23 protein-coding genes are annotated in these 25551 nt (G+C 59.0%); 7 read left to right on the top strand and 16 right to left on the bottom strand.

Going from position 1 to position 25551, the window contains the following annotated elements; translation table 11 throughout:
• Window positions 1-10: 10 nt before the first annotated feature.
• From ileS to murJ, 3 genes are all read right to left on the bottom strand, one after another.
• Window positions 11-2830, bottom strand: coding sequence for an isoleucine--tRNA ligase (gene ileS / locus DIT72_RS18125; RefSeq protein ID WP_135956646.1), 2820 nt, complete (start codon window positions 2828-2830; stop codon window positions 11-13).
• A gap of 35 nt (window positions 2831-2865) precedes the next feature.
• The gene (gene ribF, locus DIT72_RS18120) at window positions 2866-3837 is read right to left on the bottom strand and encodes a bifunctional riboflavin kinase/FAD synthetase (protein WP_135956671.1); all 972 of its coding nucleotides are present in this window, start codon (window positions 3835-3837) and stop codon (window positions 2866-2868) included.
• A 66-nt stretch (window positions 3838-3903) separates the two neighbouring features.
• On the bottom strand, window positions 3904-5487 hold the full coding sequence (murJ, locus tag DIT72_RS18115; RefSeq protein ID WP_135956645.1) for a murein biosynthesis integral membrane protein MurJ: 1584 nt from the start codon (window positions 5485-5487) through the stop codon (window positions 3904-3906).
• Between the two features lie 284 nt (window positions 5488-5771).
• On the opposite strand from murJ, the gene rpsT reads away from it, so the two are divergent.
• A complete protein-coding gene (rpsT, locus tag DIT72_RS18110) occupies window positions 5772-6041 on the top strand; it encodes a 30S ribosomal protein S20 (protein WP_114614202.1) in 270 nt (89 codons plus the stop codon).
• Between the two features lie 219 nt (window positions 6042-6260).
• Here rpsT and proB read toward each other — a convergent pair whose 3' ends face one another.
• The 4 genes from proB to rplU all read right to left on the bottom strand — a co-directional run bounded on the left by proB (window position 6261) and on the right by rplU (window position 9460).
• Complete coding sequence (gene proB, locus DIT72_RS18105; RefSeq protein ID WP_135956644.1) at window positions 6261-7385, bottom strand: glutamate 5-kinase; 1125 nt, start codon at window positions 7383-7385, stop codon at window positions 6261-6263.
• A gap of 132 nt (window positions 7386-7517) precedes the next feature.
• Window positions 7518-8714 carry an Obg family GTPase CgtA gene (cgtA, locus tag DIT72_RS18100; RefSeq protein WP_135956643.1) on the bottom strand — a complete coding sequence of 399 codons (1197 nt, stop codon included), beginning with the start codon at window positions 8712-8714 and terminating at the stop codon, window positions 7518-7520.
• A 137-nt stretch (window positions 8715-8851) separates the two neighbouring features.
• Entirely contained in the window at window positions 8852-9112 is a 261-nt protein-coding gene (gene rpmA, locus DIT72_RS18095; RefSeq protein WP_135956642.1) for a 50S ribosomal protein L27, read from the bottom strand.
• 36 nt (window positions 9113-9148) lie between these two features.
• A complete protein-coding gene (gene rplU, locus DIT72_RS18090; protein ID WP_135956641.1) occupies window positions 9149-9460 on the bottom strand; it encodes a 50S ribosomal protein L21 in 312 nt (103 codons plus the stop codon).
• A 230-nt stretch (window positions 9461-9690) separates the two neighbouring features.
• On the opposite strand from rplU, the gene ispB reads away from it, so the two are divergent.
• Window positions 9691-10659 (top strand): octaprenyl diphosphate synthase, encoded by a 969-nt coding sequence (gene ispB / locus DIT72_RS18085; RefSeq protein ID WP_135956640.1) that lies wholly within the window; start codon window positions 9691-9693, stop codon window positions 10657-10659.
• 152 nt (window positions 10660-10811) lie between these two features.
• On the opposite strand, the gene DIT72_RS18080 is transcribed toward ispB, so the two are convergent.
• On the bottom strand, window positions 10812-11798 hold the full coding sequence (locus DIT72_RS18080) for a glutathione S-transferase family protein (RefSeq protein WP_135956639.1): 987 nt from the start codon (window positions 11796-11798) through the stop codon (window positions 10812-10814).
• Window positions 11799-11894: 96 nt separating this feature from the next.
• On the opposite strand from DIT72_RS18080, the gene DIT72_RS18075 reads away from it, so the two are divergent.
• Together DIT72_RS18075 and DIT72_RS18070 are read left to right on the top strand one after the other, a co-directional pair.
• Entirely contained in the window at window positions 11895-12806 is a 912-nt protein-coding gene (locus tag DIT72_RS18075; protein ID WP_135956638.1) for a LysR substrate-binding domain-containing protein, read from the top strand.
• A gap of 123 nt (window positions 12807-12929) precedes the next feature.
• Complete coding sequence (locus DIT72_RS18070) at window positions 12930-14459, top strand: WS/DGAT/MGAT family O-acyltransferase (RefSeq protein ID WP_135956637.1); 1530 nt, start codon at window positions 12930-12932, stop codon at window positions 14457-14459.
• Window positions 14460-14506: 47 nt separating this feature from the next.
• Here DIT72_RS18070 and DIT72_RS18065 read toward each other — a convergent pair whose 3' ends face one another.
• Window positions 14507-15181 carry a DUF2057 family protein gene (locus DIT72_RS18065; protein ID WP_135956636.1) on the bottom strand — a complete coding sequence of 225 codons (675 nt, stop codon included), beginning with the start codon at window positions 15179-15181 and terminating at the stop codon, window positions 14507-14509.
• Between the two features lie 173 nt (window positions 15182-15354).
• Here DIT72_RS18065 and DIT72_RS18465 point away from each other — a divergent pair, with 173 nt between their 5' ends.
• A complete protein-coding gene (locus DIT72_RS18465; protein ID WP_323053160.1) occupies window positions 15355-15657 on the top strand; it encodes a DUF6316 family protein in 303 nt (100 codons plus the stop codon).
• A gap of 56 nt (window positions 15658-15713) precedes the next feature.
• On the opposite strand, the gene thiL is transcribed toward DIT72_RS18465, so the two are convergent.
• The 7 genes from thiL to glyA all read right to left on the bottom strand — a co-directional run bounded on the left by thiL (window position 15714) and on the right by glyA (window position 21814).
• Window positions 15714-16664, bottom strand: a complete 951-nt coding sequence (gene thiL / locus DIT72_RS18055) for a thiamine-phosphate kinase (protein ID WP_135956634.1) — start codon at window positions 16662-16664, stop codon at window positions 15714-15716.
• A 3-nt stretch (window positions 16665-16667) separates the two neighbouring features.
• Window positions 16668-17147, bottom strand: a complete 480-nt coding sequence (nusB, locus tag DIT72_RS18050; RefSeq protein ID WP_407658012.1) for a transcription antitermination factor NusB — start codon at window positions 17145-17147, stop codon at window positions 16668-16670.
• Complete coding sequence (gene ribH, locus DIT72_RS18045) at window positions 17144-17620, bottom strand: 6,7-dimethyl-8-ribityllumazine synthase (protein WP_135956633.1); 477 nt, start codon at window positions 17618-17620, stop codon at window positions 17144-17146. Before ribH ends, nusB begins: the two co-directional genes overlap by 4 nt.
• Window positions 17621-17675: 55 nt before the next feature.
• Window positions 17676-18791, bottom strand: a complete 1116-nt coding sequence (gene ribBA / locus DIT72_RS18040) for a bifunctional 3,4-dihydroxy-2-butanone-4-phosphate synthase/GTP cyclohydrolase II (protein WP_135956632.1) — start codon at window positions 18789-18791, stop codon at window positions 17676-17678.
• A 69-nt stretch (window positions 18792-18860) separates the two neighbouring features.
• Window positions 18861-19976 carry a bifunctional diaminohydroxyphosphoribosylaminopyrimidine deaminase/5-amino-6-(5-phosphoribosylamino)uracil reductase RibD gene (gene ribD, locus DIT72_RS18035; RefSeq protein ID WP_135956631.1) on the bottom strand — a complete coding sequence of 372 codons (1116 nt, stop codon included), beginning with the start codon at window positions 19974-19976 and terminating at the stop codon, window positions 18861-18863.
• Window positions 19973-20491 carry a transcriptional regulator NrdR gene (nrdR, locus tag DIT72_RS18030; RefSeq protein ID WP_135956630.1) on the bottom strand — a complete coding sequence of 173 codons (519 nt, stop codon included), beginning with the start codon at window positions 20489-20491 and terminating at the stop codon, window positions 19973-19975. Before nrdR ends, ribD begins: the two co-directional genes overlap by 4 nt.
• 66 nt (window positions 20492-20557) lie before the next feature.
• Window positions 20558-21814, bottom strand: coding sequence for a serine hydroxymethyltransferase (glyA, locus tag DIT72_RS18025; protein ID WP_135956629.1), 1257 nt, complete (start codon window positions 21812-21814; stop codon window positions 20558-20560).
• A gap of 279 nt (window positions 21815-22093) precedes the next feature.
• On the opposite strand from glyA, the gene ettA reads away from it, so the two are divergent.
• Window positions 22094-23755, top strand: coding sequence for an energy-dependent translational throttle protein EttA (gene ettA, locus DIT72_RS18020; RefSeq protein WP_135956628.1), 1662 nt, complete (start codon window positions 22094-22096; stop codon window positions 23753-23755).
• The gene (gene radA, locus DIT72_RS18015; protein WP_135956627.1) at window positions 23755-25134 is read left to right on the top strand and encodes a DNA repair protein RadA; all 1380 of its coding nucleotides are present in this window, start codon (window positions 23755-23757) and stop codon (window positions 25132-25134) included. The genes ettA and radA overlap by 1 nt, the downstream gene beginning before the upstream one ends.
• The last annotated feature ends 417 nt before the right edge of the window (window positions 25135-25551 follow it).

Below are 25551 nucleotides of genomic sequence, written 5' to 3'. Positions count from 1 at the left end.
CCGGCTTCCATCAGGCAAAAGAGCGGGACTCGCCCGGCCCTTCCACGTTGATTACACAGCGGCCGCAGAGATCGCTGTACTTCTCGTTCTGACCAACATCCGGCCGGTGATGCCAGCAACGCTCGCACTTGGCATAACTGGCCGGGGTTACTTTCACCCACAAGCCTTCGTGGGAGGTCTGCTCGGCATCGCCGGCTTCAGAGGCCGGTTTTACCGTCGCTTCGGAGGTGATGAGCACAAAGCGCAACTCTTCGCCCAGATAGTTGAGGTCGTTCGCCAGATCACCGTCGCAGTACAGTGTTACTTCCGCGCTCAGTGAACCCTTGATCTCGCCACGGCCACGGGCCTCTTCCAGGCGCTTGTTGACCGCTTCCTTGACGCTGTAGATGCGGCTCCAGTAATCACGACCAAGTTCTGCGTCAGCCGGCAGCGGAGTCAGACCCTCATACCAGGTCTCGTAGAACACGGTATCGCCATGCCTGCCTGGCAGGTGCTGCCAGATTTCATCAGCGGTGAAGCTGAGGATTGGTGCAATCCAGCGCACCAGCGCTTCCGCCACATGGTACAGAGCTGTCTGGCAGGAGCGGCGCTCGCGGCTGTCAGCCTGGGTGGTGTACTGGCGGTCCTTGATGATGTCCAGATAGAAGCCGCCCAGAGTGGCCTCGCAGAAGTTATACACCTTCTGGTAAATACGCAGGAAGGCGTAATTCTGGTAATCCTCGTGCAGTTCTTCCTGAAGCCGCAGAGCCTTGTCGACCATCCAGCTGTCCAGGGCAATCATGTCTGCCGGCGCCAGGGAGTGCTGCTCCGGATCGAACCCGGTAAGGTTGCTGAGCAGGAAGCGGGCGGTGTTGCGGATGCGGCGATAGCCGTCCGCGGTCTGCTTGAGGATATCCTTGGAGACTGTCATCTCTCCGCTGTAATCAGTGGCAGACACCCACAGCCGCAGGATATCGGCACCCAGCTCATTCATCACTTCCTGGGGCGCAATCACGTTCCCCAGGGACTTGGACATCTTGCGGCCCTTACCATCTACGGTGAAACCGTGAGTCAGCACCTGCTTGTAGGGCGCAACACCGTTCATCGCGATGGAGGTTTTCAGGGACGACTGGAACCAGCCGCGGTGCTGGTCAGAGCCTTCCAGGTACATATCCGCCGGGAACTGGCCCAGCTCCGAGCGGGGTCGCAGCACGGACTCGTGGGTCACACCCGAATCAAACCACACGTCCAGGGTGTCGGTGACCTTTTCGTACTGGTCGGCGTCGCTGCCCAGCAGCTCTGCGGTGTCGATGTCGTACCAGGCGTCGATACCGCCCTTCTCGATTTCCTTCGCCACTGCTTCAATCAGGTTCTGGGTGTCCGGGTGCAGTTCCTGGGTTTCCTTGTGGATAAACAGGGTGATCGGCACACCCCAGGTGCGCTGGCGCGAGATACACCAGTCCGGGGATTGTCTGAACATTGCCTCGATACGGTTCTGCCCCCACGCGGGGACCCAGCGCACACCCTTGATGGCCTCCAGGGCGTCGGCACGGAGGTTTTCCTTATCCATGCTGATAAACCACTGGGGCGTGGCACGATAGATCAGTGGCGTCTTGGTGCGCCAGCAATGGGGGTAACTGTGGCTGAACTTCTCGGCCCGCACCAGCTTGCCCTCTCGCTCCAGAGCGGCACACACCGGATCGTCGGCCTTGTACACGTGCACGCCGGCAAACTCGTCAGCGGCCTGGGTATAGGTGCCATCGGCTTTAACCAGGCTGATGGTGCCAATGCCATAGGCCTTGCCCACTTCAAAGTCTTCAATACCATGATCCGGCGCGGTATGAACGACGCCAGTACCCGCGTCGGTGGATACGTGTTCACCGAGAATCAGCGGTACCTGCCTGTCATAGACCGGATGGTGGAGGGCAAGTTTTTCCAGGCTGGCACCGGGTGCCGTCGCCAGAACCTCATAGTTCTCCACACCCCAGCGCGCCATGATGCCATCGACCATGTCTGCCGCCACAATCATCCGCTCGGGGCCCTGGCCAGCATCTACCTGCACCAGCGCGTATTCCAGTTCGGGGTGAATGGACACCGCCTGGTTGGCCGGGATGGTCCAGGGCGTGGTGGTCCAGATCACAACCGAGACATCACCCTCGCCTTTATCCGTTCCGAACAAGTCAAGCACCCGCGCCTGATCCACAACCGTGAAGCGAACGTCGATCTGTACCGAGGTCTTGTCCTGGTATTCCACTTCGGCTTCTGCCAGCGCCGACTGACCCACGACGCTCCAGTAAACCGGCTTGAATCCACGAACCAGGTGACCTTTGGCAACGATCTTGCCCAGAGCCCGTACAATGCCTGCTTCCACTTTCGGGTCCATGGTCAGGTAGGGCTTTTCCCACTCCCCCATCACACCCAGGCGGATAAAGTCGTCTTTCTGGCCGGCGATCTGCCTGGTGGCATAGTCGCGGCAGGCCTGGCGAAAGGTCTTGTAGTCCACCTTTACACCAGCCTTGCCGATCTCCTGCTCCACCTTGTGTTCGATAGGCAGGCCATGGCAGTCCCAGCCCGGCACATAAGGTGCGTCGTAGCCCATAAAGCTGCGGGACTTGACGATCATATCCTTGAGAATCTTGTTGACCGCATGACCGATATGAATGCTGCCGTTGGCGTAGGGAGGACCATCGTGAAGGATGAACTTTTCGCGGCCTTCGCGCTGCTTGCGCAGGGTGCCGTAGACGTTCAGGTCCTGCCAGCGTTTGAGCATGTCCGGTTCCCGCTTGGCGAGGTTGCCGCGCATGGGGAAGGCGGTTTCAGGCAGATTCAGTGTGTGCTTGTAGTCGCTCATGGTAAAAGTGCGTAGCTCAGGTTGTTAAATGTCGGTCAGTGTCCGGTGGCGGAGGAGCCATGGACTGCAATCCACGCCCGGGCGTCGTCGAAATCACGGGCAATCTGCTGTTTCAGGTCATCCACCGAGTCGAATTTCACTTCGTCCCGCAAGGCATGGCGGAAAACCACATCCAGTCGCTGGCCATAAAGTGTGCCAGCAAAGTCAAACAGGTGCACTTCCAGCGAGGGCTGCTTGCCATCCACCGTCGGGCGCAACCCGATGTTGGCAACGCCGTCCACCACCCTTCCATCCTCCAGGGTCGCGCTTATCACGTAGACACCTCTCAGGGGCGGCATCTGGGGCAGCAGCAGGTTGGCCGTTGGCGCGCCGATCTCGCGCCCCAACTGGCGTCCGTATACCACTCTTCCGCGGATGCGGAAAGGGTGGCCCAGCAGGGCTTCGGCTTCTTCGATCCGGTTCTCGGCCAGCACATTGCGAATCCGGGTGCTGCTGACCCGCTCACCATCAACGGTGACGGTGCGGGTGTTTTCAACCGTGAACCCCCGTTTTTCGCCCACCTCCCGCAGCAGCGCAAAGTCACCGGCGCGGTCGCAGCCGAAACGGAAATCGTCCCCGACCACCAGATGGCGGACACCGAGGCCGTCAATCAGAACGTCCTCAATGAATCCCATGCCGGAATAACTGCGAAACCGCTCGTTAAAACGCAGGCACAGGACAATATCAATACCCGACGCCAGCAACGATTCGAATTTCTGCCGGAATGCCGTCAGCCTGGGAGGAGCCTCACGACCCTGGAAAAACTCGCGCGGCTGGGGCTCGAATACCATCACCACAGAGGGCACGCCCAGCTCCAGTGCTTTCTCGTGCACCTGATCAATAATGGTCTGATGCCCCAGATGAACGCCGTCAAAATTCCCGATGGTGGCAACGCACCCATTGGCCAGCGGCCCGTCGGCCTGCTGCGCAAAGTGTTTCAGGTTGGTCAGGCCCCGGATCAGACGCATGTAAAGCGAACCCTTGTTTTGCCAGCGGTGCATGGTTTCACTGGTGAGAAAACGCGCGATTATAACCTACCTGTGGCGGAAATGTCTTACCCGAACCCCGGCCAGTGCCAACACGATAAAATACACAGCAACGCCGGAGACTACGAGAATACCCATATCCGTGGCACGCTGGAGGCCACCCGCACCCAGCCAACGGTCAACCGGCGGCTGCAGCCAGAGGATTGCTCCCGCCAGCGCCGCGTTGGCAAGGCTGATCTGTACCAGGAAACGGGGCCAGCCCGGCTGCCACTTCCAGGCGCCTTCCTTTATCAATCCGCGCCACAACAGGCCGGTATTCAGCCAGGCCGACAGCGACGTTGCCAGCGCCAGCCCTGCATGCGCAAGAGGAAAGATCAGTGCCAGGTTGAACACCATATTGGCCACCATCGCGATAATGCCGATCTTGACCGGGGTTTTGGTGTCTTCACGGGCGAAATAGCCAGGTGCCAGCACCTTGATCAACATGAAGGCGAGCAGCCCTGCGGAATAGGCACGCAGGCTCTGGGCCGCCATGGTCACATCCCGGTCCGTGACTTCCCCATAATGGAACAGGGTTGCGATCAACGGTTCCGCCAGCAGGGCCAACGCCAGCGCAGCCGGCAGACCAATCAACAGAACGGCCCGCACCGCCCAGTCCAGCGTTGCCGAGAACTGGTCCGCCGATGCGGCGGCGTGTTTGCGGGACAGGCTGGGCAGAATCACAGTGGCAATGGCTATACCGAACACGCCCAGCGGCAGTTCAGCGAGCCTGTCCGAGTAATACAGCCAGGAAACGCTGCCGGTCTGCAGGAACGAAGCAAGCACTGTGTCCAGCAACAGGTTGATCTGGCTCACGGAAACGCCGAACAATGCAGGAACCATCAGCTTCAGTATGCGGCTGACCCCTTCGTGTTTGTAGTCCACCTTTGGCCGCGGCATCAGCCCCAACTGCATCAGGAAGGGAATCTGGAAGAACAACTGCAACGCACCGGCAATGAACACACCCCAGGCAAGGGCAATGATGGGGGTTTCCATCAGCGGTGACAGGAAAATGGCGGCACCGATCATTGCCAGGTTCAGCAGTACCGGTGTGAAAGCGGGTATGGCGAAACGGTCGTAGCTGTTAAGGATGCCGCCGGCAAAGGCCGTCAGCGAGATCAGCAGCAGGTAAGGGAAGGTGATGCGCAGCATGTCACTGGCAAGGCCGAATTTGAGGTCGTTATCCAGAAAACCCGGCGCGAAAACCGCGGTCAACAGCGGTGCGCCCACCATGGCAACGACGGTCACCCCAAGCAGCACCAGGCCCAGGGAGCCGGCAACCGCATTGACCAGGCGCCGGACTTCGGTGACCGACTCCTGCTCCCGATAAGAGGAAAGCACCGGCACGAAGGCCTGGGAAAATGCGCCCTCGGCGAACAGACGGCGCAGAAAGTTGGGGATCTTGAAGGCCACGAAGAAGGCATCGGCGCTGGCGCCGGCACCGAAATAGCGGGCAATTACCATGTCCCGCACCAGGCCAAGGACCCGTGACAGCATGGTCATTACGCCCACAACGCCGGAGGACCTCAGCAGTCCCGGCGGCCCGGGCAATGCCTTCTGTAGTTTTTCTGTCCGCTCAGGTTCGGATGACATTCGTGGCCTGGACAATGGTGTGGTAGATTTTGGAGTTTCCCGGCGCGCAATGGCCCTGGTTTCGGTATTTACTTAAGATCTTCGGGGGCGCTCCGGTAACGAGCGGCGAGTTTACCACAGCCCCTGTGAATACCGGGATGAAATAGCGCTGCGTCTTGACATTTCGGGGCGTTGGCGGCATAGTTCCGCGTCATTTATTTCGACGCGCTGGTTTTGGCGCGCCCGCGATTTTTACGAATCGTTTCACACGAATTTCGGATTTCACAGATCTCAGGAGTTATACGGTGGCAAATTCCCCGCAAGCCAAGAAGCGCGCACGTCAGAACGAGACAAACCGCAAGCATAACGCCAGCCTGCGTTCCATGGCGCGCACTTACATCAAGAAGGTCCAGGCCAACATTGAAGCTAACAAGCCGGAAGAAGCGCAAGCCGCTTTCCTGAAGGCCCAGCCGATCATGGACAGCATGGTTAACAAGGGCGTGTTCGCCAAGAACAAGATTGCTCGCCAGAAGAGCCGTTTGAGTGCCCGCATCAAGGCTCTGAAGAGCGCGTAAATCGCTTTTTCGTAACCTGAATGAAAAACCGGCCGTCTGGTCGGTTTTTTTGTGCCTGATTGCTGGGTTACCTGCTTACTTGGCAGCACAGGCGGGGACGACAGGGTTCTCCGAAAACACGCCGTGAACCCATCCATGGGGGCTCGGCATTGCCATCCCTGGCAATGCACGGTTTTCGGAGAACCCTGTCGGCCCCGCCTCCCTTCCCTCGGGAAAACGCTAGACGATCACCATGTTGTCGCGGTGGATCATTTCTTCGTCGGAGATATAGCCCAGCACTTCTGTGATGCGATCGCTGGAGCGACCGGCGATGGCTCTGGCTTCGTCGGCGTCGTAGTTGATCAGGCCGCGGGCGATTTCTTTGCCGGCTTCGTCGACGCAGGAGACCATTTCGCCGCGGCGGAACTGGCCGGCGACGCTTTTCACACCAACCGGTAACAGGCTGCGGCCGCCTCGGCAAAGAACGTTGACGGCGCCCTGGTCGAGAGTGAGCTTGCCGCGGGTCTGGAGATGGCTGGCAAGCCATTGTTTGCGGGCGGCGATTCGGCCCTGTTCGGGGAGCAGGAGGGTGCCGATGCTGTCGCCATCGCGCAGGCGCGCGATGGCTTTTTCGATGCGACCGCCAACAATGACGGTGAAGGCCCCGGAGCGGGCAGCCAGGCGCGCGGCGCGGACTTTTGTCTGCATGCCGCCGCGGCCGAGGGCACCGGCTCCGCCGCCGGCCATGGCGTCGAGTCCGGAGTCGCTGGCTCGGCGTTCGTCGACCATTTGGGCGTCGGGGTTTTTGCGCGGATCCTTGTCGAACAGTCCAAGCTGGTCGGTGAGGATGATCAGCCCCTCGGCTTCGATCAGGTTTGCAACCAGAGCGCCCAGGGTATCGTTGTCGCCGAACCGGATTTCGTCGGTGACCACGGTGTCGTTTTCGTTAACGATGGGGACTACGCCAAAATCGAGCAGTGCCCGCAGGGTACTGCGGGCATTGAGGTAGCGCTTGCGGTCGGACAGGTCGTCGTGAGTAAGCAGAATCTGTGCGGTATGGATATGATGGCGCTTGAACTGGGCTTCCCAGGTCTGAACCAGGCCCATCTGACCGACAGCCGCTGCCGCCTGCAGCTCATGCAACTGCTCAGGACGAACAGTCCAGCCCAGGCGGCTCATGCCCTCGGCCACGGAGCCTGAGGACACAATAACCACTTCAACACCATCACTGACCAATTCGGCGATCTGGTCCACCCATAACCCAAGGGCGGCCACGTCCAGCCCCCTGCCATCATTGGTGAGTAGTGCGCTTCCTATTTTTACGACCAGGCGGCGAGCCTGGCGCAGCTGTATTCTTTTGCTCATGCTAACTCAGTCCATGGATAAGCCGGCGGACAGGGCGTTGGGGGACCGTCAAAAACAGGGATGTTTTTGTCGAGCGTACATGGATGTATTCACAGCGTGTCCCCCAGCGCCCTGTCCGCCGGCGCTACCCCACTATTCAGGAGCGTAAACTACCTCGACGTCGTAATCATCGTCATCGAAATCGTCGTCATCGTCGCTGTCCTGCCGGGCTTCGCGGCGTATCTGGCGCTCCGCTTCGATTCTCGCCCGTGCCTCTTCGTCCATCTGGCGGCGACGGGCGGCTTCGCGTTCGGCGAATTCGGGATTTTCCGCTTCTTCCCGGGCCTGGTCTTCAATCCAGCGCATGACGGCCTGCGTCAGTGGCCTGGTACCCTCGCCGCTGAGAGCGGAGATGCTGAACACCGGGCCTTTCCAGCCAAGTTCGTCGATGATGGCCTGGCAGTGGGCGTCGCGGTCTTCTTCCGCGACCATATCCACCTTGTTCAGCACCAGCCAACGCTCTCTGCCGGCCAGGGTTTCACTGAACTTTTCCAGCTCGTGCTCGATGGCGCGAACGCTTTCGACTGGCGAGGAGCCGTCATAGGGCGCCACGTCGACCAGGTGCAGCAGCAGGCGGGTACGGACCAGGTGCTTCAGGAAGCGGATACCCAGGCCGGCACCTTCCGCCGCGCCTTCGATCAGGCCTGGGATATCGGCAATCACGAAGCTCTGGTGCGCCTGTACGCTGACCACCCCGAGATTCGGCACCAGGGTGGTGAACGGGTAGTCCGCCACCTTTGGCCTGGCTGCCGATACCGAGCGGATAAAAGTAGACTTGCCGGCGTTGGGCATGCCCAGCAACCCGACATCTGCCAGCACTTTCAGCTCCAGCCGCAGATTGCGAAGCTCGCCTTCGGAACCCTTGGTGGTCTGGCGTGGAGCGCGGTTCACCGAGGACTTGAAACGGGTATTGCCCAGGCCGTGAAAACCCGCTTGCGCAACTTTCAGCTGCTCGCCCGGACGGGTCAGGTCTCCCAATACCTCATGGGTATCCATATCCACAACCGTGGTGCCCACCGGTACCGGCAGCACCAGGTCTTCACCCTTGTTGCCGGTGCAGTTCCGGCCCGAGCCTGGCTCGCCATTCTGGGCCTTGTGCTTGCGCTGGAAGCGGTAGTCGACCAGCGTATTGAGAGCGCTGTCGGCCTGCAGATACACAGAACCGCCGTCACCGCCGTCACCACCATCGGGGCCGCCTCTGGGCACGTATTTTTCACGGCGAAAACTCAGGCAACCGTGGCCGCCCTTGCCCGCCTCAACAATAATGGTGGCTTCGTCTACGAACTTCATCAATCAACCCTTTGCGCAATGCGCATAAACTAAAAAGCCCCGCAGCCTCATGGAAGCTATGCGGGGCTCCAGGGGACTCTGATATCAAATCATATCAGGGCCGCCCCAGGTTCGACAGAACCCGAGATCGCCGCTGCTTACGCAGCCGGAACGATGCTCACGAACTTACGGTTCTCCGGACCCTTCACCTCGAAGACTACCTGTCCGTTTGCAGTTGCAAACAGGGTGTGGTCCTTGCCGAGGCCAACGTTGTTACCCGGGTGAAAACGGGTGCCGCGCTGACGAACAATAATGCTGCCTGCAGATACACTCTCGCCGCCGAAGCGCTTGACACCAAGTCGTTTCGACTCGGAATCGCGACCGTTACGGGTACTACCTGCTGCCTTTTTATGAGCCATTACAAGCCTCCTTATCTAAGGGGTTACTCCGGGGGCTTAGCCCTGGATACCCGTGATCTTGACTTCAGTAAACCACTGACGGTGGCCCTGACGCTTCATGGAATGCTTCCGACGACGGAACTTGATGATCTGGATCTTGTCGTGACGGCCGTGATTAATCACTTCCGCTGTCACTTTGGCACCATCAACAACCGGCGCACCAACCTGAACCTTGTCACCATCGGCGATCAGCAGAACGCGGTCAAACTCGACGTTACCGCCGGTTTCCACTTCCAGCTTTTCCAGCTTCAGAGTTTCGCCTTCTTTTACCCGGTGCTGCTTACCACCGCTAACAATAACTGCGTACATTAACGTTCTCCGCGATTGACCCATCCCTGCTCTTATCCACCTGGTTCTAAGGGAAGCGCTTCGGCAACCCTATAGCAGGGAGCGCAGGTTGGGATGAGTTGGGCGCGTGATTGTACGAAAAGCGCTGCCGCTTTACAAGCCAAGTTGACACTGATCACTGCAATACCTAGCATTGCGGCACCTGCCTATTTTACCACGAAAAACACCTGACAAGGGACCGGACCAGCCGCATGACAGCCCAGCCCATTTACGACACCGTCGCGGACGACTTCAGCCGCGTCAACGATCTGATCATCAAGCGGCTCTCATCAGACGTTCCTCTGGTGGAAAAAATCGCCCAGTACATTATTGAAAGCGGTGGTAAGCGCCTGAGGCCGCTCCTGGTTTTACTCTCAAGTCGCGCCCTGGGCTATGACAGGGATGACCACCTGAAACTCGCGGCGGTGATCGAGTTCCTGCATACCGCCACGCTCCTGCACGACGATGTGGTGGACACCTCCGATATGCGCCGGGGCCGCAGCACGGCCAATGCCCGCTGGGGCAACGCTCCCAGTGTACTGGTAGGTGATTTCCTCTACGCCCGGGCGTTCGAGATGATGGTGGAACTCCAGGACCTCCGCATCATGAACGTACTCTCCCACGCCACCGCCGTCATCGCCGAAGGTGAAGTACTGCAATTAATGAATGTGAAGAACCCGGACGTCAGCGAAGACAAGTACATGGAAGTCATCCACAACAAGACTGCCATGCTGTTCGAAGCTGCCTCCCACACCGGTGCACTGCTGGCCGGCGCAGATGAAGCCCGGGAGCAAACCCTCAGAGACTATGGCAAACATCTGGGCCTGGCCTTTCAGCTGGTCGATGACGTTCTGGACTACCGCGGCGATGCCGAAGCCATGGGCAAGAACGTGGGCGACGACCTGGCCGAGGGCAAAACCACGCTGCCACTCATCTACGCCATGGCTGAAGGCAGTGATGACGAAAAACAACTGATCCGTCAGGCCATCCGCAAGGGGGGACTGGATGACCTCCCCCGCATTCTGCAAATCGTCAATCGCTCCGGAGCGCTGGAGTACACCATGGCGAAAGCCAGGGAACACGCCACGCTGGCTGCTGCATGCCTGAAAACCCTCCCCGAGTCAGATCATAAAGAAGCGCTGGCAATGCTGACTGAGATTGCGGTTGCACGCGTTAGTTAGGTGGGTGCTTCTTGATTGTCGGATTACGCTTCGCTAATCCGACCTACGCGGGAGCTATCAGAGTTCCGTGCAAACCGTAGGTCGGATTAGTCATTGTAGGTCGGATTCGGCGAAGCCGTAATCCGACAGAGCCAATCCCATCCACGAGCGACTCAGCCCAGAGCTTCCCTGCCATGAGGCGCCTCAAAATCGAGCGCCGGCCCCACCGGCACAATCTGTGTCGGATTGACCGTCCGCTGGCTCACATAGTAATGCCGCTTGATCTGCCCGATATCCACGGTTTCCGCGACGCCCTGCACCTGGTAGAGGTCCCGCACATAGCCTGAAAGTGCCGGGAAGTCCGAAATCCTCTGACGGTTGCACTTGAAGTGACTGTAATACACTGCATCAAACCTGATCAGCGTAGTAAAAAGGCGCCAATCCGCCTCCGTCAACCGATTGCCCGCCAGATAGCGCTGCCCTGACAGCCGCGACTCCAGCCAATCGAGCGAATCGAACAGTGCCCCGTAGGCCTCTTCATACTTGTCCTGCGCAGTGGCAAATCCCGCCTTGTAAACGCCGTTATTGACCGTGTGGTAAACCCGCTCATTCACCTCATCAATCTCGTCGTGCAACTCTTGCGGATAAAAATCCAGATCATCCCGAACACCTTCAAGCCCATCAAACGCCGAGTTGAGCATCCGGATAATCTCGGCGGACTCATTGCTGACAATCGTCTGTCGCTGCTTGTCCCACAGCGTGGGTACCGTCACCCGCCCGGAATAATCCGGTGCGGCCTTAAGATACACCTCGTACAGGAAGCGCTTACCATTCACATCGTCCCGATGCGCAGCAGCATCCGGCCGGAACTCCCAACCATTCTCCAGCATATCCGGATGCACCACCGACACTGAGATATGCTTCTCGAGCCCCTTCAGAGCCCGGAAAATCAACGTTCGGTGCGCCCAAGGACACGCCATGGACACATACAGATGGTACCGCCCCGACTCCGCGGCAAAGCCACCCTCGCCGTCCGGCCCGGGAGAACCATCGGCAGTCACCCAGTTCCGAAACCGCGCAGCCTCACGCTCAAACTTGCCACCGGTCTTCGATGTGTCGTACCACTGATCGTGCCATTTGCCGTCGACAAGAAGTCCCATAACATCTCCACTCAATAATTTTAAAGGTAGAATAGCGGCCACCCTGCTACCCTCTCAAACAATCAATTCTGGCCAACACAATCAGATAATTCGAACATGCACACAGCCATTACCATAGACGCCCTCAAAGTCCTCGATGCCATCGATCGCAAAGGCAGTTTCGCCGGCGCGGCCAACGAACTGTTCCGCGTGCCATCCGCAATCAGCTACACCGTCCAGAAACTCGAGGAAGACCTCAACGTTGCCATCTTCGACCGGACCGGTCACCGCGCCACCCTCACCCCGGCCGGACGCTACCTGCTGGAAGAAGGTCGCACCCTGCTGGAGGCCGCCGAAAACCTGGCTCATACCACCCGGCAGGTGGCTCAGGGCTGGGAAACCCGGTTGCGCATCGGCTTCAATTCCCTGCTGCCTGCCGAATGCCTGTTTCCTGCCGTGAAAGAGTTCTACGCGCTCGGCGTGCCAGTGGAGGTGCAGCTGGTGGAAGAAGTCTTTGCCGGTTCCTGGGATGCCCTGCAGAGCCGGAGGGTGGACCTTATCGTCGGCGCCGACCAGATCAGCAAACCGGCAGGCTCATTTACCACCATACCGCTTGGGGAAATGCGGTTTGTCTATGCCATCGCCCCCGATCATCCTCTGGCGAGCGCAACCCAACCGCTGACCGAAGGGGACATCGCGCGCTTTCCCGCCGCCGTTGCGGCCGATACATCGCGGTCACTACCACCGGGCCATGCCGGTATATTCCGTCGTCAGAGAAGCATTACCGTGGCCAACATCGATCAGAAAATCGCCATCCAGCAAGCCGGGCTGGCCGTTGGCTGGTTACCGGAAACCCGCGTCCGCGAGCAACTGGCGAAAGGCACCCTGGTTGCACTGGATGTCCACGAACCCCGGCAACCCATCATGCTCCATCTCGCCAGGCACTCAGAGGACCAGGGAAAAGCACTGATGTGGTTCTGGGAGAATCTGGGCAAATCACCCGCCATTACTGCCTGGCTGGAAGCCTGAACCCTGGCAGACTGATTCCCGGGGCCCGGGTTCGGGTACTCTTCAGGCAAAACAGCCAACGGATTTGCTCTCTATTCGTTTATACTGCCCCCATGCAAAGAACCTGTGAACGGAGTTCAAACCATGCGGCAGCTGTCTGAGCTGGATGCCTCATTCCTTTACCTGGAATCCGAAACCGCGCCCATGCATATCGGCGGAGTGTACCTCTTCGATGCCCGGGAAAGGGACGAACCATTGGCCTTCAGCACCTTTGTGGATTACCTGCGCAGCCGCCTTCATGTAGTGCCGCAGTTCCGCCAGCGGCTCAAGGAAATCCCGCTGAGGCTCGGGCGCCCCTACTGGATTGACGATCCGGATTTCAGCATTGAACGCCATCTTGCTTATGTAAACCTTGGCCAACATGGTCAGACGGCAAGCCTCATGGGGCTTGCCTCCCGGATTCTGGAAGAGCCACTGAAAAGAGATCGCCCGCTCTGGCACATCACTTTCGTCGATGGCTTTCAGCTCGACGAGAATGACCCGGACAGCAGGAGCTTTGCGCTGATCGTCAAACTACACCATGCCGCCATTGATGCGTTCAGCGGTGAGGAGATCATGGGCAAGTTACTGGAGTACGCCCCCAACGCCCGCCTCATAGAGTCTCCCCGGCCATGGACCCCACGACCTGAACCATCGGAAGAGAGGGTTATGCTCCAGGCTGGCGCCAACCTGTTGCGCAAGCCCCTGCAGATGACATCTCTGGCCGTGCACGCGGCCGAGGCAACAGCGAGAGGCCTGATCCAGAAGCAGATGCGGAAACTGCCCCTGCCCTTTCCGCTGTTTTCCGCCCCCCATAGCCCGTTTAACCGACAGATCACCGCCAATCGCCAGATCGTTTCCGCCAGCCTGGAGCTGTCGAGGCTCAAGGCGATCAAGGCATCCCTGGGGAATGTCACATTAAACGACGTGGTTCTTGGTCTCTGCGCTGAAACCCTGCGCCGCTACCTGGCCAACCATGATGTGAAAACGGATCGTTCCCTGGTCGCCATGACACCCATTTCGGTTCGTTCCAGCAGCCTGCGTAAAGCAACCGGAAACCAGATGTCGGCGATGCTGCTGGACCTGGCCACCCGGGAAACCAATCCCGCAAAGCGGATTCGCCGAATACACTGGAATGCAGTGGAATCGGAGCCATACCGGGAGGCTATTGCGGCAGACCGGCTGACGGAACTGTTCCCATCCACCATGCTGGCACTCTCGGCGCGGCTTTATTCGGAACTCCAGATAGCCCAGCGATACCAGCCGGTATTCAATCTGCCGATCACCAACGTACCTGGGCCTCAGGTTCCACTATACCTCCAGGGTGCCCGACTGGTCCGACAGTTCAACTCGGCGCCACTGTTTGACACTCTCGGGCTGGTTATCGTGGCAGTCAGTTACCAGGGCAGCCTCACCATCAATTTCACGCTATGCCCGGATGTGGTGGCCGATGGCGACTCGCTGGCGGGCTTGCTTGAAGAAAGCCTGTCGGCTATCGAATTGGCAGCCATATCCCTGACACCGGAGACCGAGGAACCGGACTACCACCCGGATGGCCATAAGACCCTGACGGACGAAGCGTTTGCCCTGATGGAAGGCACCCTGAAGAGAGTGTTCAAAAACTTTCGGAGTTAATGGCAGGCGAAAGCGACAGGGGTGGCATCAGAGCCACCCCCGGGATGTTATTCGAAAGCCCAGCGTAAAAAGCTGCGTCGCTCTTCCTCACTGGCTTCTCCCCAAAGCGCCTTGAGCTCCTCCAGGGTACCCGCTTCCTCGCTGCCACCGTTGCCAGAGTCATCACTGCGGGAACCGACAGGCGTCAGGGCAACTGCGGTTCGCTCTGCAGACCGGCCATCCCAGGCTTTGGCGCTGGCAACAGCCTCACCGGATGCGTTCACGATATCGGCGGAAAAATCACTGGCAAAACTTTCTGCCTCACTTCTGCTGTCCGGGGCTTCAAAACTGAAACGGTAGGTTTCACCAGGCTCAGCGTCAATGGTTACTGCCTGCGGGGCGGTTTCAATGACATGCACCTTGGACTCGCCATTACGAACCACCCCACTTTTGGCCCAGATGGTTTTGTAGGTGAATACCACCTGGTTTTCACCCGGAAGCAACTCGAAGTCCAGCGCCAGATCGTCCATCAGGAAATTGGTCAGCCTGCGGCCGTTAACCTGCAGCACGTCGATCTCGGCAGGCGCCTTGAGCACAGCGGTCCCCGAGACGTCTGCGTCTCCCTCCCAGGTTTTGACATTGCTCATGGTGGAGCTGCAGCCGGCAAAAACCAGCACCGCGATCAGGGCGATTGCCGGATAGCGTGCTTTCCTGAAAAAAGCTGAAACGTCATAGTTGCTCATACTTTATCCTTGTGCGGTGCATCGGTAACGCTCGGTGGATGGTCACTGGCATTAAAAAGGCATTTTGAAGAGTGGCGGGACCAAGAGCAAGACATGACTCCGGTTTACAGCAGCCTGATGACACCACCATTACACCCAAAAAGTCATACCGGAACGATAAAAAATGTAAAAAAATGTTGAATTTGGCAGGAATTGATTTAATTTTAAGCAATCGGCCAACAAAACATCCACCGCCCGGTCCGAAAAAAACGATAAAGGGCTCAGGAGAAAACATGGACACCCAACGTCGGTCCGGAGAAGAAGGTCGCGCCCCGTTTCGAAGCAGTCGATTCTTCTGTGTCGGCAGCAAGTGGTATTTCACCACCAGGGAGGGTTTTGACAGTGGCCCCTTTGCTTCGCGACAACGTGCAGAAACTGGTCTGAGACGTTTCTTGCACGTTGTGCGGCTTCTGCCGGAAGACTCACAGCTTCACTGAGCAGGGTTTACTCCCTGCTTCAGCCAGGCGCTCAGACAGTGGTCGCTACTCGTGCCTCAGGTTCTGAAATGGTCATAACCACCTGCCGCTAGGGCTTGTGACTGGCCATTGTGCGTGATGGCAAGGCCTTCTCCGGATTTCACTTCGCCAATGATGGTTAGTCGGCCGCGAATATCCTCTGGCAGGCTCTCCCAGGCTTGCGGGCTGATCGTAATGCATAATTCGTAATCATCACCGGCGTTCATTGCATGATTAACGGCATCCTCGCCGGCAAGCCGTTTCAGTGCCGCTGAAACCGGAAGCCTGGTAGCATCAATGCTGGCAGCTACGCCGGACGCCGCAAGAATATGCCCCAGATCCGCCACCAGCCCATCGGAAATATCCACGGCGGCGGAAGCGTATCCTCGCAGGGCCACGCCCAGGTCCAGCCTCGCTTCAGGGTAGTGATAGCGGACCAGAAGCGCCTGTTCGTCGGCGCCGGGGTTATCGCTGCCCAGATAATCCAGCGCTGCTCCTGCCCCGCCAAGGGTGCCGGAAACGCAGATATAATCACCCGCCCGTGCACCGGAGCGCCGAATCGCCTGACCCCGGGGGACCGTGCCATGCACCTGCAGGCTCAGCGTCAGTGGTCCACGGGTGGTGTCACCGCCGGCGAGCGCCAGACCGAAATGCTTCGCCGCGCTTGCCAGCCCACGGGCAAACCCGTGCAGCCAGTCCGGATCGGCGTCGGGAAGTGTCAAAGCAAGGGTAAAGCAGACTGGATCCGCACCCATGGCCGCGAGGTCGCTCGCAGCGACTGCGAGGCATCGCCAGCCCAGTTTTTCCGGGTCGTAATGCGGAGGGAAGTGGACACCCTCAACCAGGGCGTCTACCGAGAAAACCAGATCCCGGCCCGGCTCGATCTGTTGAATTGCGCAGTCGTCCCCGGGGCCGAGCACAACCGCGGAGGTATGCCCCGCCTCGGCGATGGGGAAGAAATAATGGCGGATCAGCTCGAATTCACCCATCACTCAGCGTGGGCGTCGCTCGGCCAGGCGCAGCCGATGGCTTAGTTTGTCCAGCAGGCTGTTGACGAATCTGTGGCCTTCGGTACCACCAAATCTCTTGGCCATTTCGATGCCCTCGTTGATCACCACCTTATAGGGAACGTCCAGCCTGTGCTTGAGCTCGTAAGCGCCGAGACGCACGATGGCCAGTTCGATGGCGTCCACTTCGTGAATCGGGCGATCCAGAAAAGGCTCCAGCAAGCGGTCCAGCTCGGCCTGCTCCCGATGCACACCCCGAAGCAGGTCGCGGAAGTAAGCGGTATCCACCTTCGACATGTCATTATCGACAATAAATTCGGACTCAATATCTGTGATCGAGCTCTTGCTGAAATGGCGCTGATACAGGCCCTGCATGGCCAGGGCCCGGGCCCTTCGCCTGTCGCCAGCCTTGGGCTTGCCCGAGGGGGCCGGCTGCGCCGTGCTGTCTTCCGATGTATTCATCATTCACCCAGCTTTCTGAAGAGGCTGACCATTTCCAGGGCCGTGATCGCCGCTTCGGCACCTTTGTTACCAGCCTTGGTGCCGGCACGCTCGATCGCCTGTTCAATGGAGTCAACGGTCAATACACCGAACGCTACCGGCACATCGGTCTCCAGGCTCACAGCGCCCAGACCACTGGATGCTTCACCGGCGACATACTCGAAATGGGGCGTGCCACCACGGATAACCGCTCCCAGCGCAATGATTGCATCGTGATTGCCTGTCTCGGCCACCCGCTTGACCGCCAGCGGCATTTCATAGGCCCCGGGCACGCGCACAATGGTGATGTCGGTGTCGGCAATACCATGGCGCTGCAGGGTATCCACAGCACCGTCAACCAGACTTTCCACCACAAAACTATTGAAACGCCCCACAACCAGCGCGTATTTGCCGCTGCAGTGGGTGAAATCACCTTCAATTACTTTGATATCCGCCATGCATGGCTCCTTCGTTGGCAGCCCCGCCCTTGCGGTACGGCGCTGCCGGGGTTCATCATTCAGGGGTGTAGGGAACGTATTCCACTACTTCCAGTTCAAAACCGGAAATCGCGGAGAACTTGATGGGAGGGCTCAGCAGCCGCATTTTTCCAACGCCAAGATCCCGCAGAATCTGTGAACCGGTGCCGACGGTAAAATAGACACCGGAACTGCCTTTGCCCGCCGATTTCTTGTCCTGCTCAAAAAATTCGTGAATACGGTCTTCAAGATTGTAACTGTCTTCCGCGCTGTTCAGCAGCACTACCACTCCACGCCCCTCTCCGGCGACCTTCTCCAGGGCATGGTGAAGCGGCCAGCTACGGGAATCCGCGCGGCGGGCGCCGAGCAGATCACGCAGGGTATCGGTGATGTGCACACGCACCAGTACCGGTTCATCAGGGGAGATATTTCCCATTACCATCGCCAGGTGAGTGGAGCCCTGGATGTTGTCACGATAAGTGCGCAGGTTGAACACACCGTATTCGGTGTCCAGATCGTACTGTTCCACACACTCGATGGTGCGCTCGTTCAACGTGCGATAATGGATCAGGTCTGCAATGGTGCCGATCTTGAGTCCATGAACCTCGGCAAACTTCTCCAGATCTTCACGGCGCGCCATGGAACCGTCGTCATTCATGATTTCACAGATCACACCGGCAGGCTCACAACCGGCCAGAGCTGCCAGATCACAGGATGCCTCGGTATGTCCGGCACGGCTGAGAACGCCACCCGGATCCGACATCAGCGGGAAGATGTGCCCGGGCTGGACCAAGTCCGCTGCGGTTGCGTTGCGGGCAACTGCCGCCTGAACGGTGCGGGCGCGATCAGCGGCGGAAATGCCGGTGGTTACACCCTCGCTGGCCTCAATGGAAAGCGTGAACTTGGTGCCAAAACCGGAGGCATTCTGCTGCACCATCAACGGCAGGCCAAGTTGCTCGCAGCGTTGGCGGGTCATCGGCATACAGATCAGGCCACGGCCAAACCGGGCCATGAAATTGATGGCTTCCGGCGTGCAGTGTTCGGCAGCCATGACCAGGTCGCCTTCATTTTCCCGGTCTTCGTCGTCCATCAGGATGACCATCCGCCCCTGACGGATGTCTGCGATAATGTCTTCAATGCTGTTCAGTGCCATACCGTTTTCGCACCCTTTTGGTCTGGCCGCCCTTCTACCGGCACCGGCCCACCATGAATTTAATATCCGTTAAGCCGGCACCAGAATCAGTCTCTGGTCTTCACCCAGCTGACGGCGATCCAGCACTTTCCATTGTACCTTGTCCGCCATGGACTCCAGTGGCAGATTGGCCGTTGGCCGACCAGTACTGCCAAGAAACACCGGCGCCTGGTAAAGCCAGAGCTCGTCCACCAGGCGCTCATTGATAAAGGTTCCCGCCAATGTGGGGCCAGCTTCCACCAGCAGTTCGTTGATGCCAAGCTCGCCGAGGGAATCCAGCAGTTCGCGGACATCAATGCCGTTGTCCTTCCAGGCCACGCCGTTCAGGCCCACGCCCAGCGCAGCAAGGTCCTGCGCCTGCGCGGTTGCCAGGGTCGGCGACGCGCAGTAAATCTGAACGTTGCCACCCTGAAGGATTGTGGCGCCCGGAGGCGTGCGTGCATCGCGGTCTGCGATCACCCGCAACGGCTGCCGTGACGGTTCGGTCGCATCGCCGATATCCCCCAGTTCTCCGCGACGCACTGTCAGGGAGGGGTTGTCCGCCAGCACCGTTCCCACGCCGGTCAGAACCGCATCGCTGATCGCCCGAAGCCGCTGAACGTCACGACGCGCCTCGGCGCCGGTAATCCACTGGCTCTCGCCCGAGGCCATCGCGGTCCTGCCATCCAGACTGGCCGCCATTTTAAGCCTGACGTAGGGCCGGCCAACATTCATCCGCTTCATGAAACCGGGGTTGAGCCGTACCGCTTCTTCCGCCAGCAGGCCTTCGGTGACCCGAACCCCTGCCTCCCGGAGCATATGCAGACCACGACCGGATACCGACGGATTAGGGTCTTTGGTCGCTGCAAACACGTGGGCCACCCCGGCTTCCACCAGGGCCTTGGCACATGGTGGCGTACGACCGAAATGGCTGCAGGGCTCCAGTGTGACATAGGCGGTTGCCCCTCTGGCATCCGGCCCCGCCTGGCTTAACGCCCGGATCTCGGCGTGCGCCTCACCGGCTCGCTCGTGCCAGCCCTCACCAAGAATTTCACTGCCCCGGGCAATAACACAACCCACACGGGGGTTGGGGTGGGTGGAATAGCGGCCACGCCAGGCAAGCTGCACCGCTCTGGCCATAAAAGCCGTGTCCTGGGCGTCGATCATGCCTGCCCTTTGGAGGAGTGATTATCCGCCAGGACCTTGGCCACATCCACAGGGTCATCGCCCGAGGTTGCGGCAAGCCGCTCAATCTCCTCCTTGAATTCGTTCACATCCTGGAAGCTGCGATACACCGAGGCAAAGCGTACGTAGGCCACCTTGTCCAGCTGGCGCAACTCGGTCATTACCTCTTCACCGAGCTGCATCGACTTCACTTCCCGCTCGCCGGTGGCTCGCAAGCGGAATCTGATACGGTTGAGCGCAGCCTCGATTTCCTCGATGCTGACCGGACGCTTCTCCAGGGCTTTCATCAGACCGGCCCTCAGCTTGTCCTCATCAAAAGGCTGACGGGTGCCGTCCTGCTTGACGACACGAGGCATCACCAGCTCCGCCGATTCAAAAGTGGTAAAACGCTCGCGGCAGGACAGACACTCCCTGCGGCGTCGCACCTGATCGCCCTCGGCTACCAGCCGCGAGTCGATTACCTTGGTATCCGCTTCACCACAGAAAGGACAATGCATACACAGAAGCTCCTGCAATCCACCAGGCGTTGCGCTGCAGAGCGCCTGGCGGTGCGTTCAGACTGATTAACCGGCATAGACCGGGAAACGTGAACACAGGCCTTCAACCTGCTCACGGACCCGGTCACTGGTGGTCTCGTCTTCCAGATTATCCAGAATATCGCACATCCAGCCTGCCAGACCGCGACACTCGGACTCGCCGAAGCCACGGGTAGTCACGGCCGGAGTACCAATACGCAAACCCGAGGTCACAAACGGCGAACGCGGGTCATTGGGCACCGCATTCTTGTTCACCGTGATGTGGGCGCGGCCCAGAGCGGCGTCGGCATCTTTACCGGTAATGTCCTGCTTGATCAGGCTTACCAGGAACAGATGGTTTTCAGTGCCGCCGGAAATCACGTCAAAACCACGGGAAAGGAACACCTCGGCCATCGCCTTGGCGTTCTTGATGACCTGCTTCTGATAGGCCCTGAACTCATCGCTCATGGCTTCCCTGAAGCAAACCGCCTTGGCCGCGATAACGTGCATCAGCGGGCCCCCCTGGCCCCCCGGGAATACCGCCGAGTTCAGCTTCTTCTGCAGATCAGCGTCGTCGCAGGCCAGAATCAGGCCGCCCCGTGGGCCCCGCAGTGTCTTGTGGGTGGTGGTTGCGAGCACGTGGGCATGGGGTACCGGGTCCGGATAGACGCCGGCAGCCACCAGACCGGCCACGTGTGCCATATCCACAAACAGATACGCACCGACCTTATCCGCAATCTCACGGAAACGGGCAAAGTCCAGCTTCTGGGAATAGGCCGAGAAGCCGGCAATAATCATCTTCGGCTTGTGTTCAAGTGCCAGGCTTTCCACTTCATCATAATCAATCAGGCCGGTTTCCGGGTTGAGACCATACTGCACCGCGTTATAGATCTTGCCGGAAAAATTCACACTGGCACCGTGGGTCAGGTGGCCACCGTGGGCCAGACTCATGCCGAGAACGGTATCGCCCGGCTTCAGCAGCGCCATGAAAACGGCGGAGTTGGCCTGGGAACCGGAGTGGGGCTGAACATTGGCGTAAGCGGCACCGAACAGCTCTTTAGCGCGGCTGATGGCCAGGTTCTCGGCGATGTCCACAAATTCGCAGCCACCATAATAACGCTTGCCGGGATAGCCTTCCGCATACTTGTTGGTCAGTACACTCCCCTGGGCTTCCATCACCCGCGGGCTGGTATAGTTCTCGGACGCGATAAGCTCGATATGAGCTTCCTGGCGCTTCTCTTCCGCCTGCATGGCGTTCCAGAGCTCGTCGTCAAAGCCGGCGATTTTCATATCACGATTAAACATTGATGCGCTGCCCCTGTGTGCGTAGCTACCCGAAAAAATGGGCCGCTATTCTATCTTACAAATGGGTGAAAAATCATCCTTTATGCCGTCCGCAGATACCGACACGCTGCCGGTTCCGGTTTTTGCTCAATTGCTATCCCTGCCTGGTTTCGATACCTTAGCCGGTCAATATTCATTGGTTGCGGCTGCTGTGAGTACCGGCCATCGCCCTGCCCGATAGCCTCAGCCAGACACCTTCAGTATTTCCGAAACAAGCTTCGCAAGAAGGATTCTGACGACATGGCCCAGTACGTATACACCATGAACCACGTAAGCAAAGTGGTTCCGCCCAAGCGTGAAATTCTTAAGGACATCTCCCTGAGCTTCTTCCCGGGCGCCAAGATTGGCGTCCTGGGCCTCAATGGCGCGGGCAAGTCCACTTTATTACGCATTATGGCGGGCATAGATCAGGATTACACTGGCGAGGCCCGCCCCCAGCCGGGCATCAATCTGGGCTACCTGCCGCAGGAGCCCGTGCTGGACGAAGCCAAGACCGTCAAGGAGATTGTCGATGAGTCGGTGTCCGGCATCCACGATGCCCTGGCCGAACTGGATCAGGTCTATGCTGCCTATGCCGAGCCGGATGCCGATTTCGACAACCTGGCAAAAAAACAGGGTGAGCTGGAAGCCTTTATCCAGGCCAGCGATGGTCACGATATCGAACGCAAGAAAGAAGTAGCTGCCGACGCCCTGCGCCTGCCGGCATGGGACGCGATGGTAAAGAACCTGTCCGGTGGTGAGCGGCGCCGTGTGGCCCTTTGCCGGCTGCTGCTCTCAAGCCCTGACATGCTGCTGCTGGACGAACCCACCAACCACCTCGATGCAGAATCCGTGGCCTGGCTGGAACGTTTTCTGCACGACTACAGCGGCACCGTGGTCGCCATTACCCACGACCGCTACTTTCTGGACAACGTAGCCGGCTGGATCCTGGAACTGGATCGTGGCCACGGTATCCCTTTCGAGGGCAATTACAGCCAGTGGCTGGAAAACAAGGAAAAACGTCTGGAGGTTGAAGCAAAGCAGGAAGCCTCCCGCCAGAAAAGCATCAAGCACGAGCTGGAATGGGTACGCAGCAATGCCAAGGGCCGCCAGTCCAAGAGCAAGGCCCGCCTGGCCCGCTTCGAGGAAATGAGTTCCCAGGAGTTCCAGAAGCGCAACGAAACCAATGAGCTTTACATCCCGCCCGGCCCTCGCCTGGGAGACAAGGTGATCGAAGTAGACGGCATCAGCAAGTCCTTCGGCGATCACCTTCTGTACGAAGATGTATCATTCAGCGTTCCTCCTGGCGCCATTGTAGGCATTATCGGTGGTAACGGCGCCGGCAAGTCCACCCTGTTCCGGATGATTGCCGGTTACGACGAACCGGATTCCGGCACCATCACTGTGGGCGAAACCGTGAAGCTGGCCTATGTCGATCAGATGCGGGACCTGAACGGCGACAGCACCGTCTGGGAAGAACTCAGTGACGGCAACGACATCATCAAGATCGGCAACTACGAGACCCCGTCACGGGCCTACGTGGGCCGTTTCAACTTCAAGGGCGCCGACCAGCAGAAGCGTGTGGCCGACCTGTCCGGCGGTGAGCGTAACCGCCTGCACCTGGCAAAACTGCTCAAGGAGGGCGGCAACGTTCTGCTGCTGGACGAACCCACCAACGACCTCGACGTGGAAACCCTGCGCGCCCTGGAAGAAGCCCTGCTCAACTTTCCCGGCTCCGTCCTGGTCATCTCCCACGACCGCTGGTTTATGGACCGCGTAGCCACCCACATCCTGGCGTTTGAAGACGACGGCGAAGTAGTATACTTCGAGGGTAACTTCAGCGAATACGACGAGGACCACAAGAAGCGCAAGGGCGATTCGGCCATGGTGCCTCAGCGAATGAAGTACAAGAAGTTGGCCTAATGGCAAAAGTCAAAACCGCCTACGTCTGCACCGAATGCGGTGCCGACTATTCCAAGTGGCAGGGCCAGTGCACCGCCTGCCAGGCCTGGAACACCGTCAGCGAAGTTCGTGGCGTCAGTGGTGCCAATGCCAGGGGTGCCCGTGGTGCACGCTTCGAGGGCTTTGCAGGCAGCCTGTCGGAAGTAAAGAGCCTCGACGACGTCAGCCTGGCGGAACAGCCACGCATCAGCTCGGGTATGCAGGAGTTTGACCGGGTACTGGGGGGCGGCCTGGTGGAGGGCTCTGCCGTTCTCATGGGCGGGCATCCTGGCGCCGGCAAGAGCACCCTGCTACTGCAGGCTGTCTGCCACCTGGCCTCCAGTGTTCCTGCGCTCTATGTCACTGGCGAGGAATCGCTGCAACAGGTAGCCATGCGGGCCAAACGCCTCGGGTTACCCACCAAAGACCTGAAAATGCTGTCGGAAACCAGTGTCGAGCGGGTGATGCAGGTCGCGGAACTCGAAAAACCCCGCATTCTGGTAGTGGACAGCATCCAGGTAATGCATGTGGCCGAAACCGAATCCGCTCCAGGCAGTGTCTCCCAGGTCCGCGAAAGCGCGGCCTACCTGACCCGCTTTGCCAAACAGACCGGCACCATTCTGTTTCTGGTGGGCCACGTCACCAAGGACGGCAGCCTGGCCGGCCCCAAGGTTCTGGAGCACATGATCGACTGCTCCATCCTGCTGGAGGGCTCCAGTGACAGCCGTTACCGCACTCTGCGGGGCATCAAGAACCGCTTTGGTGCGGTCAATGAACTGGGCGTATTTGCGATGCTCGAACAGGGTTTGAAGGAGGTGAAGAATCCCAGCGCGATCTTCCTGAATCGGGGCGAGGAGGCGGCTCCGGGAAGCGTGGTAATGGTCGTCTGGGAAGGCACGCGACCAATGCTGGTGGAAATCCAGGCATTGGTGGATATGGCCCAGGGGGGCTATCCAAGGCGCGTGGCAGTCGGGCTCGACCAGAACCGGCTGGCGATGCTCCTGGCAGTGTTGCATCGCCACGGGGGCATGCATGTGTCTGACCAGGACGTGTTTGTGAATGTGGTGGGAGGCGTAAAGGTCAATGAAACCAGTGCAGACCTGGCGTTGCTGGCAGCCATTGTGTCGTCCTTCCGCGACCGTGCCCTGCCCCAGGACCTGGTCATTTTTGGCGAGGTCGGCCTTTCCGGCGAGATCCGGCCGGTGCCCAGCGGACAGGAGCGCATCTACGAAGCCGCCAAGCACGGCTTTACCCGCGCGCTGGTGCCCAAGTCCAATGCACCTCGCAAGGCTATTGAGGGGATGAAGGTTATTCCCGTTTCCAAGCTTAGTGATGCACTTTCAGCATTGGAGGATCTCTAAAGCTCGGTTTGTAGCCTGCTTGTTTGGTGCTGGGCGGGATTGGAAGGGCTTTTCCAAAAACGCTTCAAGCACATCCATGTGCGCTTGGGCTCCGCCATCCCTGGCTCCGCACATTTTTGGAAAAGCCCTTCCAATCCCGCCTGCAAACCTCACAGTTATTTCTTAAACCGTAGGTCGATGAGATGGTCTCCTCCCCTCCTAATCGGCGTCGCGATGCGCCAGGATAGGGAAGGAGATTTCCTATCAGACATGAGTGGGAGGAGACCATGACTAAGCTTACAACGATTGGTATTGATCTCGCAAAGAACACCTTTGTCCTTTACGGGCTGGGGCCGAAAGGCCAGTGCGGCTGGAAGCGCAAAGTGCGCCGCAGTCAATTGCTTGAGCAATTGGTGCGGCAGGAGCCCTGCACGGTCG

Source organism: Marinobacter orientalis (assembly GCF_004792665.1).
Taxonomy (GTDB): domain Bacteria; phylum Pseudomonadota; class Gammaproteobacteria; order Pseudomonadales; family Oleiphilaceae; genus Marinobacter; species Marinobacter orientalis.
Note: the sequence above shows the minus strand (reverse complement) of the source record. Positions and strands in the feature narration are given on the sequence as shown.